The organism is Nakamurella alba, from assembly GCF_009707545.1.
In the GTDB taxonomy this organism is placed as follows: domain Bacteria; phylum Actinomycetota; class Actinomycetes; order Mycobacteriales; family Nakamurellaceae; genus Nakamurella; species Nakamurella alba.
The window spans coordinates 304,234-317,369 of record NZ_WLYK01000011.1; the positions used below are offsets into that span (position 1 = coordinate 304,234).

The following is a 13,136-nucleotide window of genomic DNA, read 5'->3' on the forward strand; positions in this document are numbered from 1 at the left end:
GCCTCAGCGACTGTAGCCCTGCACGTCCAGCACCACGCGCACGGTCCCGCCCGACCCGTTGAACAGCGTGACCGACCCGTTCGCCCCGATCGGGACCAGGATCTGCCCGGCGCTGCTCGCCCCGGACCAGAACTGCATGGTCGAGGTGGCCGGGCGGGAGGTGCCGGCCGGGTAGACCGTGAGGTAGCCGGTGACACCGGGATTCACCGCGGTGACATTGACCGCGGCCACCGAGGCGCCGGTGGCCGGGACCCCGCCGCGGCCGGCGATCCTGACGGTGACCGAGGCGCCGGCGGTGAGCGAGGTCCCGGTGTCCAGGAACCGGACCGGCGCGATCGGGGTGAACGACCCGACCCGGGTGCCGGCGCCGGCGCGGTACCAGCCCTGACCGTCGACGATGATCCGGACCGCGCCGGCCGAGCCGTTGAAGACGGTGATCGAGCCGTCGGTACCGGTACGGACCAGCGAGAGCGCCGACCGGGACTGGCCGGCGCCGAACTGCATGCTGGAGGCGGCCGGCCGGTTGCTGCCGGTCGGGTAGACGGTGAGGTAGCCGGAGCTCGCGGGGGAGACGGCGGTCAGGTTGATCGCCACCGTCCCGGCGCCGGTCGCGGGGATGCCGCCCCGCCCGGCCATCTTCACGGTGACTGCGGTGCCGGGGGCGACCGTCGCCCCGGAGTCGAGGAACCGGCCAGGGGCGATCGGGGTGAACGCGCCGGGATGTGCGGTCGCGCCGCCCACGTAGTAGCCCTGCACGTCGAGCACCACCCGTACGGCACTGCCGGTCCCGTTGTAGACGTTCACGGCACCACCGGATCCGGGCCGGGTGATCGACAGGTTCGACACGGTGCGGCCGGCCGGCACCTGCATGCTGGAGATCGACGGCCGGGCGGTGCCGGCCGGGTAGACGGTCAGGTAGCCGGTCGAGGTGGCGCCGATCGCGCTGGTGTTGACGGCGACGGCGGACACGCCGGAGGTCGGCACGGTGCCGCGGCCGAGCACCTTGACGGTGGCGGTCGCGCCGGGCGCCAACTGCACCCCGGAGTCGTAGAACCGGGCGGTCGGGATGACGCCGTACATGCCGGCGACGCCCGGTCGCGGACGCACGGCGCCGGTGAGGTTGTTGCCGCGGTTGTCGGTCGAGGTGGTGTCCACGTCGATCCGGGTGCCGCACAGCGTGATGTCGAACTGGGCGGCGCTCTGCTGGATCACGAAGCCCTGGGCGGCCTGCGGTGCGGACGAGCTGGCCGATCGCCAGAACACCTGGGCGCCGACGTTGGCGATGTCGGCGGCGGTGAGCGCCTGCGGCACGCCGATGTACAGGCCAGGCTTGTAGCCGGCCGCCGCGACCACCTTGGTCCAGTTGCGGATCCACTGGATGATCGTCGCCCGGTTCTGCACGCTGGTCTGCCCGGCGATCTTCGTGTCCTCGACGTTGAGGAAGATCGTCGCCCCGGCCGGGTAGCCCTGCGCCTTCGCCGCACCGACCACCGCGTTCGCCCGGGTGGTGCCGCGGGCCGGGGTCTTCCAGGCCGAGGTCAGGTAGCCCTGGAACAGACTCACGCTGTAGCCGAGACCCAGCGCGGTCGAGTACTCGTCCTCCCAGCCGGCCCGCACCTTGTCGTCGGCGCCGGTGTTCACGTCGACGACGTCATGGGTGAAGGCGTGTGTCTGCAGGCAGCGCAGCACCGACTCACTGTCCGCGCTGATGTTGTCGAACGACTTGGCCCCGGCCGGGACGGTGGTGACCACTGCGGTCGGCACCGGGTAGGCGGCGGCCGTGGAGGCCGAGGAGACGGCCAGCAGGGCCGACGCGGCCAGGGCGAGGATCAGCGCGGGAGCGAGAGATCGGGACAAACGCAACGAAAACCCCTGGTACGTCGGCGCGCTCCGGGCGCGGCACGGTCCGGTGCCCGCCGATCGGCGGGTTCCCATCACATCACGATCGGGTGTGGGCAGTGTGTGAAGGGTGTGGGGACGGGTTTGCCCGATTCGCGCCGTGGGCACAGGCGTGGTGTCCGGATCGGGTGCACAGAGGTCCGACCGGATGCCGGAACCGGTCACAGCGGTCCGCCAGCAGGTGCTGGCGACGCTCGTCGGTACCGGTCTCAATTCTCGTTCCAGCAACACGGAGGTGCGACATGGGTATCGGCGACAAGATCCAGCACGCAGCGGAAGAGGCGGCCGGGAAGGTCAAGGAGAAGCTCGGTTCCGCCACCGACAACGAGGACATGGAGGCGGAAGGCCGCGGCGAGCAGTCGAAGGCCAACGTCAAGCAGGCCGGCGACAAGCTCAAGGACGCCGCGGACAACGTGCTCGGCCGCTGATCGGCTGACTTCCTGGTGCCCCGCTCCGCCACCGCGCGGAGCGGGGCACTGCCATGTCCGAGGACGCTGACCGGGGACGATGTCCGGGGACGGGCGCACGGCCGGGGTGCACGGCGCACGGCCGGGGTTTACGGCGGTCGGCCGGCGGCGCTTCGTGCACGACACCGGGTGGCGGTGCCGGTGACCCGGTTGGGTGGGTGCTGCCGGAGGCCCAGGGTTGCCCCGGGCGCGGTCAGCCGGCGGTGCGTCCGTCCGCATCCCCGGGTGCAGGCGACGAGGTCCCGTCGGGATGACCCGCCGGGTCCTCAGGGGCGTCCCCCGGGTGGCGGGGTTCGCCGGGCGGATTCCGGGCCGGCACCGCGGGCCCCTGGGGCCGCACGGCTGACAGGTACGCGAACCGGTCAGGGGCGGGCAGCAGCCGGCGTTCCTCGTCCGTCATCGGCGCTCCTCGGGTGATGGTCCGATCGGGGGTCGTCCCCGGGGCAGGGTTCTCCCCGGATCTGTCACCACCGTCCCGCGCCGACCTTGTCAGCACCTTGTCGCGTCAGGTCGACACCGACCCTGTGTCACACCGGCCGTCGTTGCGACGGTTCCTGCCGCGTCACGCCCGTGTCGTGTCCGCCGGTGTCACATCGGTCCTGCCGCATCGGTTCCCGCCGCATCAGGCCATGGACGACGTGTCCAGCAGATCGACCAGCCGGGCAGGGTCCACGGACCGGCCGCGCTCCAGACCGGCCGCCCACTCATCGGGGTCGCCGTGTCCGTCGAGACCGGCCAGGTAGACACCGGTGTCGATCGGGTCCATGGCCCCCGGGTCGTAGCCGATCTGCTCGCCGCGCCGGAGTGCCGCGCCGAGCGCGGTCGCCGCCCCGGTGGCGTCGCCGGCCCCGTCGAGCACCCGGGCCAGGGCGACGGCGCACACCACCCACGAGGTCCAGTCGGCGTCGGCGATGCAATCGGCCAACGCAACGACCAGCAGTGCGCGGGTGGCCGGGCCGTGGTCGCCCGCGGCGATGGCCGCCTTCGCCCGGATCCAGCGCGCCGAACTCGCGCACCACCGGTAGCCGCAGGCATCGGCCTGGGCGATCGCCTCGTCCAGCGCCGCGGCTGCGGCGTCGGTGTCACCCGCCCGCAGGTGTGCGGTGCCGATCGACTGCAGTGCCTCGGCAGCGCGCTGCGGTGACCCGATCGCCATCGCGATCTGCTGGGCGACCCCGGCATGGGCCAGGGCGTCGGCGACGGCACCGGTGGAGGCCTCGAAGTACGAGATGGTGCACAGCGCGTACGCCTGGGCGGCCGGGTCGTCGCTCACCGCGGTGAGTGCGCCCGCCCGCTGGAGCGCCGGGGCGATGGCGGCCAGGTCGCCGGCCAGGTAGTGCAGCAGGGCGTCGGCCACCGCCGACCGGATGGCCAGGCGCGACGGGGCGCCGGTGGCCTCCGGGTCGATGCCGGCGAATGCCGACAGGCCGGCCGCCGCGTGACCGGCCCGGTACCAGTACCAGAAGACCCCGGTGGCGATCTGCAAGCGGGTGAGATCGTCCGGTGCCCAGTCGATCGCGGCGGTGATCGCCGCGTCGTTGCGACCGAGCAGCTGCATCCAGGACCGTCCGTCCGGTCCGCGCAGCTCGTCGTCGGCGTCGCCCGCGAGTGCGAGAACCCATGCCACCACGCGTGTCCGGACGGCCGAGGTCAACTCGTCGGAGCGACGTGATCCGGCGAAGGTGCGCAGGGTCTCGAGCATCCGGTAGCGGCGTGGCCGGCCGGGCAGCACGGTGATCACCGACTTGTCGGCGAGGGCACGGACCAGCAGATGCGCGCCGTCGGTGCCGGTGACCGCCCGCGCCGACTCCAGGTCGAACGGGCCGTCCAGCACCGCCAGCGCCAGGTAGGCGGTGCGTTCGTCGTCGGACAGCTGGTCGAAGGTCCACGCCACCGCGGCGTCCATGCTGGCGTGCCGGAGGTTGTGCGACGGTCCGCCGGACAGCACGTCCCACCGGTGGCGGAGCATCCCTGCGAGTTCCTCGGTCGAGAAGACGCGCAACTGTGCGGCGGCCAGTTCGATGGCCAGTGGCAACCGGTCGAGCCGGTCGCAGAGCGGGCCGACCTCCGCCAGCTCGGTCGGATCGTCGGACAGATCCACCCCGGCGGCATCCGCCCGGGCGAGGAACAGCGACCGGGCGTCGGCGGCGTCCAGTGGGCCCAGCTCGACGGTGCGTTCACCGGCGACGCCGAGGCGCTCGCGGCTGGTCGCCAGGATGCGCAGTCCGGGGCAGCGGGTCAGCAACTCGCGACTCACGCCGGCCACCACGTCGGTGAACTGTTCGCAGTTGTCCAGGACCAGCAGGGTTTCTCTGCTGCCGAGAACGCCCGTCAGCGCGGTGATGTCGGGCAGCGAGGCGATGCCCATCGCGTCCCGGACGGCGGAGATCAGCATGTCGTGGGTGCGGACGCCCGCCAGTTCGACCAGCCACGGTCCGTCCGGTGCTGCCGGTGCCGCTCCCGGAGTGGGAGTCCGCTCCGCTGCTGTGGTATCCGCCGTGGTGTCCGCCGGTGTCGATGGCCGGCCGGCCACCTCGCGGCCGGGGTTGCTGTCCGGGTCCTGGCCGGAAACATCGCCCGGGACGCCGTCGGTCAACCGGCGCCGCGCGTACTCGACGGCGACAGTGGTCTTGCCCATGCCGCCCGCGCCGAGGACGGTGACCAGTCGATGCGCTGCGAACGCCGCGTCCAGCTCGAGGAGCACGTCCTGTCGGCCGATCAGCGGGGTGAGAGCGGCCGGAATGTTGTGCAGCGCAATGGGTCCGGCATCCCGGGAGGCGGTGGTGGCGGTCCCCGCAGCGTCCGCGGCCGCGCCGGCGTCGTCGAGGGCGTCGGCGGCGGTCAGCTCCGGATCCTGTCGGAGGATCGCCTCGTGCAGTGCCCGCAGGTCCGGGCCGGGGTCGATGCCGAGCTCCTCGGCCAGCAGTTCCCGTCCCTGCTCGAACCGGGAGAGCGCCTCTGCCTGACGGCCGCTGCGGTAGAGGGCCAGCATCAGCGAGGCGCGCAGGCCCTCGCGCAGCGGATGCTGATCGACCAGCTCCGGCAGTCGGTCGGCCAGGGCACGGTGCAGGCCCAGGGCGAGATCGAGCTCGACGGCGAACTCCACCGCGGACATCCGGGCCTCGAGGAGGCGCTCCGCCTCGCGGACGGCGAAGTCGGCGGTGATGTCGGCATAGGGGTCCGAGCGCCAGAGTTCCAGGGCGCCGACCACGAGCGACCGCGCCTGCCTGGTGGCACCCTGTGCAGCGAGCCGCCGGGCCTCGGCGACATCGGCGCGGAACCGGCCGGCATCGACGTCCGTGGGTTCGACGGCCAGCCGGTAGCCGGGCGACCGGGTGACCAGCAGGTCCTTGCCCAGCCGCCCGCGCAGTCGGGAGATGACCGCGTGCAGGCCGGGCAGTGCACTCGCCGGTACGTCGGACACCTCGGTGCCCCACACCCGTTCCAGGATCACGTCGGTCGGCACGACGCGACCGGCGTCCACGAGCAGTGCGGCCAGCACCGTGCGGTGCTGCGGTGGGCCGAGGTCGACGGCGGCGCCGTCGATCCGGGCGTCGAGCGGCCCCAGCACCCCGAACGTCGCCACCAGCTGCATCCCCTCGTCCGCCGGTACCCCGCGCGCTGCTGCCCGGACCTGCTCCTGAACGACCGAGGGTAGAGGAAGTCCTGCCCGGAACCTCCGGATACCGGCTGTTTCGGACCGCAGGAACCGGACTTGAGGAGCCTGGAGTCGGCGGAGTGATCGCAGGAACCGGCCGGTCGTACCGCCCGAATCGCACCTCCGCCGATCGATCGTCGCCGCTGTCGGCGCCCGCACACCACCGACGCCAGGCATCGCAAGGTCGGTGGCCCACTTGTCCCCGAACAGGACAAGACGGGGACAAGTGGACGACAAGGTCCCCGGGCGAGGCTTCTCCATGTTCCGGTCGACCGCTGCTGCGGGCCGGCCGGGACTTCAGGACAACAGCCGTCAGAGCACCCCGGGTCGACACACCCGGGGGACACCCGAGGAGGTCGACCCCCATGCCGTACGCCCGCACCCCGCAGGCCTGACCCACCACCGGAGCGGCACGTCGGTGACGCCCGTCTCAACTCCTTGCCTCTGACGTCAGTGTCAGGTCCTAGCGTGGTGGTACCGCCCGAACCGGGCGCGCGACCCTCGTCGGATCCGTTCCGCGGAGTCGCACCCGAGAGACATCCCGACGTTGCAGAGGCAGGACCATCATGGAGATCTCAGGCGCCGTCGCGCTGGTCACCGGAGCGAACCGGGGGATCGGCCGGCGCTTCGCCGCACAGCTGCTCGACCGAGGCGCGGCCAAGGTCTATGCGACCGCCCGCCGACCGGAGACGATCGACCTGCCCGGGGTCGAGGTGCTCCGGCTCGACATCACCGACGAGACATCGGTGGCAGCAGCTGCTCTCGCCGCCCGGGATGTCACGATCCTGATCAACAATGCCGGCATCGCCACCGGCACCGACCTGCTCACCGGTGATCCGGCGGCGATCCGGTTGGAAATGGACACCCACTTCTACGGAACCCTCTCGATGGCAAGGGCTTTCGCGCCGATCCTGGGCGCCAACGGAGGTGGCGCGATGCTGAACGTGTTGTCGGCGCTGTCCTGGTTCTCCTACCGCGGGGCGAATGCCTACTCCGCCGCCAAGGCCGCGGAATGGGCGTTGACGAACGGGATCCGGCTCGAACTCGCCGACCAGGGCACCCTGGTCACCGGGCTGCACCTCGGGGCCGCGGACACCGACATCATGGCCGGCTACGAGGGTGCGATGGTCGACCCGGCCGAGGTGGCGCGGATCGCGCTCGACGGGATCGAGGCCGGGCAGATCGAGGTGCTGGTCGACGACTGGTCCAGGTTCGTCAAGCGCAGCCTCGCCGACGACCCCGCCGCCTTCTACGACTCGCCGCTGCCGATCTGAGTCCGGGTGGCCGGCGGGCCGACGGTACCGGTCGATGCCGGAACGAAAGCGGCACGGTCCGGGACGGATGACGACCGGTCGCGATCCACCGTTCGTTCCGACACCGTGCGAGCGGAAACCCCTGCCACGACGTAACCTCGGCCCGTGCAAGGGCTGCTGCGGCGCATCTCGTCGATCGATTCCGCGGCCGAGCGCGCCCTGCGGATCATCGAGTTCTTCGACCAGCTCGTGGTGCACGGTGCCGACATCGAGGCGATCACCCGGGCCACCGCGGTGCTCGCCGAGGCCACCGTCGGTGCGGAGGACGATGTGCACGGCCGGCACGCGGCGATCGCACCGACCGGGGCCGACGCGGAGGTGCCCGACAACGGTTTGCTCTGCCATGACGTCCAGGTCGGCGATCGCACGGTCGGCCGGGTCTGGCTGCACCGCGCCGTGCCGGCCGACAGCAAGGACTGGGACGAGTTGATCGTCGAGCGCATGTCGATGGCCGTCGCCGCGGCGCACAGCCGTCGTCGGACCGTGGCACGCCCGCCGGTGTCCGGCATGGCCGACCCGGCGATCGTGCAGTACCTGCTGGGCGGGGAGGCCTCCGAACCGGATGCGGCCAGGGCCGCGCTGCTGCTGGGATTCGCGGTGGGGCAGCGGATCCGGGCCGTCGCCGTCGAAGGAGGCGAGGTCGCCGGCGCGCTGGCCGAGACCCGTTCGGCCCTGGGCAGCAGCACCGGCCACACCGTCCTCGCCGCATTGACCGGTACCACCGCGGCACTGCTGCTGGCCCATGCGCCGGCCGACCCGCCACCGCTGCCGGCCGGTATCCGTGCCTGCGTGGGACCGGCCGCGCCGGTGGAGCACGCCGCCCGGTCGTGGGCGATCGCCCGCCGCGGCGTGCGTTTCGCCGGACTGTCACTGGGCTGGCCGAACTGGCTGGACGCGGCCGATCTCGGGTGCCTGATCGCGCTCGACGGGCGCGACGAGGACGGGATCGCGGCCCTGGGCGACGTCCGGGCGATCGGAGCGATCGCCGCCCGCCGCAACGGCGCCGAGGACCTCGCGCTGCTCGACGTCGTGTGCGCCTCCTCGTCGGTGCGCGAGGCAGCGACGCTCGCCACGATGCACCACAGCAGCGTGTCGTACCGGATGCGCGCGATGAGCGAGATCCTGGGTTTCGACCTCGGTTCCGCCACCGCCCGGTACCGTGCCCGCACGGCGCTGCTGCTCTGGCGGTTGCACGTCGCCCGCTGAGCGCTCCCGGCGTCATCGGGCTCGTCCGATCGGGCGGACGGTCCGTCGGTCCTGCACCACGGCCGTCACCAGGTCGGGCAACGAGTGTCCGAGACCTGGTCCAGGGACGCGCCATGCGTCGGGTGTGGCTGGTACGCCAGGCCGCCCGGGAGCCGACCCTGGTGTCGCGCGGTGCGCGTGCGATGCACGCCGGTGGCGCGGTCGTCGAACCTTCTGCCTCGTGGCGATCTGTCCGCCATCCGGCGGAAGAACGGCCGAGGATCTCAGCCGCATGTGCGTATCGGACGGAGGCGTCCCAGTCCTACGTTCGTCCGGTCCACCGCACCTCACCTGCCGGCCCAGTGCCGCAGAAGGGACCCCTGACATGCCTGAACACCGTCGTTCACCGGCCCGGTTGCGCTCCGGTGCGGGACTCGCCGCCGTTGCCGCAGCAGTCCTGGCCGTGAGCGCCTGCGCCGCCAACCCCAACGCCACCTCCGCCACATCCGCGCCGACCACCACAGCGGCACAGGCGACGACCAGCGCCTCCACCGCGGCCGGGTCGTCGGCGGGTTCGTCCTCGGCCGGCTCCTCGGCATCGGGGGAGTCCTCCGCGGCGGGTGGGGAGAAGCTGACCTCGGCGCAGTTCATCAACCCGCTGCCGCAGTACCCGGCCTGGCGCACCATCGGTGACTGCATGGCGCAGCGGGCCGAGGAGCGCGGCATCGACTTCACCGAGAGCGGGCCCAGCGGTTCGGGTCTCGACGCGACCGTCATGGTGCAGCAGGTCCAGCAGGCGATTGCGAATGCCAAGGGCGCGGTCATCACCTTCCCGGCCAGCGACGGGTTCGCCCCGGTTCTGCAGCAGGCGCAGGCCGCCGGGATCATCACCGCCACGATGTACGGCGGCGGTGGCGCGGACAGCGGCGCGGACGTCAACATCGGCGTCGACTGGGGCGCCCTGGGCAAGATGTACGTCGAGGCCATCGCGGAGCGCGAAGGACCGCAGAAGGTCGGCCTGATCGCCCAGGCCCCGACCGGCACCGGCAAGGCCTGGATGGACGGCGTCAAGGCAGCCGCGGCGGAGACTGACAACGTCACCGTGGTCGGCGAGGTCTACACCGGCGACGACGCCGCGAAGGCGCTCGACCAGTCGAACGCCCTGCTCACCGCGCATCCCGACGTCAACGTGATCGCCACCCACATGGGCACGGTGACCCCGGGTGCGGTGGCCGCGATCAAGTCCAAGGGACTGCTCGGCAAGGTCGTTCTGGTCGGCAACGGACCGGACAACGGCGGCAAGGAGGCCCTCGCCGACGGCAGTGCCTACCGCATCCTGCTGCAGGGCCTCTGCCAGGAGGGCAAGGACGCCCTGGATGCGGTCGCGGACCTCGCCAATGACCAGACCGTGGCGCCGCAGATCGACACCCAGACGATCATGGCCGGCGACGACGACCTGGAGAAGCTGCTCGGGGAGGGCTGGGGATGAGTCCCGCACCGGCGCTGGAACTACGCGCCATCAGGAAGTACTTCGGGTCCGTCCGAGCCCTCGAGCACGTCGACTTCACCGCCTACCCCGGCGAGATCCATGCCATCGTCGGTGACAACGGCGCCGGCAAGTCGACCATGGTCAAGATCGTCACCGGCATCCACCGCGGCGACGACGGCGAGATCTTCGTCGCGGGTGCACCGCTGGATCTCCGGCACGACGCCGCCGACGTCCAGGACCGCGGGATCGCGGTCGTCTACCAGGATCTCGCGCTCGTCGAGTGCCTGGACATCGCGGCCAACCTGTCGCTGGGCAACTTGCCGACGAAGTGGGGCGTTCTGGACCGCCGGCGGATGGAGCGTGACGCGGCCGCCGTGCTCCGCGACCTGAAGGTCCGGGTCGGCGACGTCCGCACCCCGGTCGGGCTGCTGTCCGGCGGGCAACGACAGATCATCGCGATCGCCCGGGCGGTCCGGATGGACAAGCCGATCATCCTGCTCGACGAGCCGACAGCCGCACTGGGAGTGCAGGAGTCGGCGAAGGTCGGTGGGATCCTGGACCGGCTGCGCACCGCCGGCAAGGCGGTCATCTGCATCAGTCACGACCTGGAGTTCGTCTTCGAGCACGCGGACCGGGTCACCGTGCTGCGGCTCGGTCACAGCGTCGGTACCCGCCGGGTGGCGGACGTCGACCGCGACGAGATCATCGGCATGATCACCGGCGCGATCCCGCGGGACCCGGTCCCCGGCCGCGCCGCCGAAGGAGTGGGAGCGGCATGACCATGACGGAACCGGTTGTCACGACGACGATCTCCGAGGAACAGCCGGCAGAAGCCGGCCGCCTACGGGCGGCGATGGGCAGGGTCCTGCTGCGGCAGGAGACGACGCTCATCCTGGTCGTGGTGCTCATCGCGGTGGTCGCCACCATCCGCAATCCCGACTTCCTGACCTGGACCAACATCACCGAGATCCTGCGCAGCTCCGTCATCTACTTCGTGATGGGTTGCGGTGCGGCCCTTCTGGTGATCGGTGGCGGGCTGGACTTCTCGGTCGGCGCGATCTTCACCATCGGAGCGCTGACCACCTGTCTGCTGCTGGTCCGCGACGTGCCGTGGCCGATCGCGACCGTCGTCGGCCTGGCGGTCGGCGCCGCCATCGGGGTGCTGAACCACCTGGTGATCACCTACTGGCACGTGCCACCGATCATCGCCACGCTGGGCACGTTCTTCATCCTGCTCGGGGTGAACAACCAGATCTCCGAGGGCGTCGACGTGCTGCCGCTGCCGGACGCGTTCACCGTACTCGGCCAGGGCACCTCGCTGGGGCTGCCGAACATCGTCTGGTACGCACTGATCATCGGTGTCTTCTTCTGGTTCCTGTTGGAGCGCACCAGGTTCGGCATCAACGTGCGCGCGCTGGGCGGCAACCGGCAGGCGGCGATCGGCAACGGCCTCCGGGTCGTCCGGCTCGATCTCGCGCTGTACGTGATCGCCGGGCTCACCGCGGCGCTGGCCGGCATCGTCTACGCGGCCCGGGTCGGCGCCGGGCAGGTGCAGGCCGGCGGGTCGTCGACGACACTGGTGGTGATCACCGCGGTGCTGATCGGCGGGGTGAGCCTGTTCGGCGGCCTCGGCACGATCACCGGTGTCGCGGTCGGCGCAATCCTGTTGTCCACCATCGACAACGCGTTGATCGTCGCCCAGATCCCGCCGCTGTACAACAACATCGTGATCGGCGCGATCCTCATCGGTGCGGTCGGCATCGACCACCTGCGCCGCCGCCGGCTGTACCGGGCACGGTGACCGGCGTGGCGCACCGCCACCGGATGATGGACCCGGAGCTGGCGGCCCTGCAGGTACTCGCGCCGCGGATCACCCTCGACGACGTCGCCGCCGCGCGGGTGCTGGAGACGACACTTGCCGAGCAGACCAGGGACCAGCCGGTCGGGGTACGGACCCGGCAGGTGACCGCCACGCGGCGGGACGGTTCGCCGCTGTCGCTGCGGCTGTACCGGCCGGAAGGACACGAGGGCCGGATCCTGCCGGTCCTGGTCTTCCTGCACGGCGGCTCGTTCGTCACCGGTGGTCTGCACAGCGAGGACAACCGGTGCGAGTTCTACGCCCGGGAGGCAGGCTGCGCAGTGGTGGCGGTCGACTACCGGCTCGCGCCGGAACACCCGTTCCCGGCCGGGTTCGACGACTGCTGCGATGCGTTGGACTGGGTGGCCGGCCATGCCGGTGACCTGGGTGTCGACCCGGACCGGATGGCCGTCGGCGGGCTGAGTGCCGGCGGCTGCCTGGCCGCCGGGGTCGCGTTGCGGTCCCGGACCTCCGGACCGCCACTGCTGCTGCAGATGCTGCTGTTCCCGGTGCTGGATGCCCGGCTCCGGACCGGGTCCGTCGCCGAGTTCGAGGACACCCCGATCCTGATCGCCCGGACGGTGCGGCAGCTGTGGCCGCTGTACCTGGGCGAGCTGTACCCGCTCGTCGGAGCCGGCGGGTGGAGTGGATCAGACGGTCCGGCCGGTGCGTCGGAGTCCGGTGGGCACGCGGCGGGCAGCGGTGCGACCGGGGAGGACGGCAGGGCGAACGTCTACGGAGCAGCTGTCGGTGCTGGCGCTGGTGTTGGTGTCGCTGCTGGTGCCAACGGCCATCCGTTCGCCGGCGCCTTTCCGCCGTTGGCGTCCCCGGCGCTGGTGGAGGACCTGTCCGGTGCGCCGCCGGCGTTGGTGGTGGCGGCGCAGTTCGATCCGCTGCGGGACGAGGCGATCGAGTACGCCGGCCGGTTGCTGTCCGCCGGGGTCGCGGTGGATCTGGTCCACTTCGCCCGCGGGTTCCACGCCTTCGACTCCTTCGGCGCCAGCCGGCTGGGCCGCCGGTGTCTGGACCTGCAGGCCGGCGCGCTCCGTCAGGCCCTCGTCTAGGTCCCGGCGCACGGGACCGATCGTCGGCGGTCCCGCACACAGCGAGACCTGCCCGCCGGGGCCGGTTGTCGGGTGCTCGTCACCGGATCCCGGCGGGTCCGGCACCGGCTGTGCCCACCTGCAGTGCTCACCTCCCGCCATTCCTGACGCTCCGTCCCCCTGACGCCTCGATCTCCCGCCATCCCATCTCCCGCCATCCCATC

Annotated in this window: 9 protein-coding genes; 7 read left to right on the forward strand and 2 right to left on the reverse strand. The window is 71.8% G+C overall.

What is annotated here, in order from left to right; genetic code table 11:
* Positions 1-3: 3 nt before the first annotated feature.
* Positions 4-1,863, reverse strand: a complete 1,860-nt coding sequence (locus GIS00_RS23240) for a glycoside hydrolase domain-containing protein (protein WP_230314014.1) — start codon at positions 1,861-1,863, stop codon at positions 4-6.
* A gap of 278 nt (positions 1,864-2,141) precedes the next feature.
* Here GIS00_RS23240 and GIS00_RS23245 point away from each other — a divergent pair, with 278 nt between their 5' ends.
* Positions 2,142-2,327, forward strand: coding sequence for a CsbD family protein (locus GIS00_RS23245; RefSeq protein ID WP_154770813.1), 186 nt, complete (start codon positions 2,142-2,144; stop codon positions 2,325-2,327).
* Between the two features lie 661 nt (positions 2,328-2,988).
* On the opposite strand, the gene GIS00_RS23250 is transcribed toward GIS00_RS23245, so the two are convergent.
* On the reverse strand, positions 2,989-5,961 hold the full coding sequence (locus GIS00_RS23250; RefSeq protein ID WP_196073417.1) for an AfsR/SARP family transcriptional regulator: 2,973 nt from the start codon (positions 5,959-5,961) through the stop codon (positions 2,989-2,991).
* Positions 5,962-6,590: 629 nt separating this feature from the next.
* On the opposite strand from GIS00_RS23250, the gene GIS00_RS23255 reads away from it, so the two are divergent.
* From GIS00_RS23255 to GIS00_RS28530, 6 genes are all read left to right on the forward strand, one after another.
* Complete coding sequence (locus GIS00_RS23255; protein WP_154770815.1) at positions 6,591-7,298, forward strand: SDR family oxidoreductase; 708 nt, start codon at positions 6,591-6,593, stop codon at positions 7,296-7,298.
* Between the two features lie 144 nt (positions 7,299-7,442).
* Entirely contained in the window at positions 7,443-8,543 is a 1,101-nt protein-coding gene (locus tag GIS00_RS23260) for a helix-turn-helix domain-containing protein (protein ID WP_154770816.1), read from the forward strand.
* 364 nt (positions 8,544-8,907) lie between these two features.
* The gene (locus GIS00_RS23265; protein ID WP_154770817.1) at positions 8,908-10,011 is read left to right on the forward strand and encodes a sugar ABC transporter substrate-binding protein; all 1,104 of its coding nucleotides are present in this window, start codon (positions 8,908-8,910) and stop codon (positions 10,009-10,011) included.
* Positions 10,008-10,790 (forward strand): ATP-binding cassette domain-containing protein, encoded by a 783-nt coding sequence (locus GIS00_RS23270; protein WP_154770818.1) that lies wholly within the window; start codon positions 10,008-10,010, stop codon positions 10,788-10,790. Before GIS00_RS23265 ends, GIS00_RS23270 begins: the two co-directional genes overlap by 4 nt.
* Positions 10,787-11,812, forward strand: a complete 1,026-nt coding sequence (locus tag GIS00_RS23275) for an ABC transporter permease (RefSeq protein WP_154770819.1) — start codon at positions 10,787-10,789, stop codon at positions 11,810-11,812. The genes GIS00_RS23270 and GIS00_RS23275 overlap by 4 nt, the downstream gene beginning before the upstream one ends.
* A gap of 5 nt (positions 11,813-11,817) precedes the next feature.
* Entirely contained in the window at positions 11,818-12,933 is a 1,116-nt protein-coding gene (locus GIS00_RS28530) for an alpha/beta hydrolase (protein WP_154770820.1), read from the forward strand.
* The last annotated feature ends 203 nt before the right edge of the window (positions 12,934-13,136 follow it).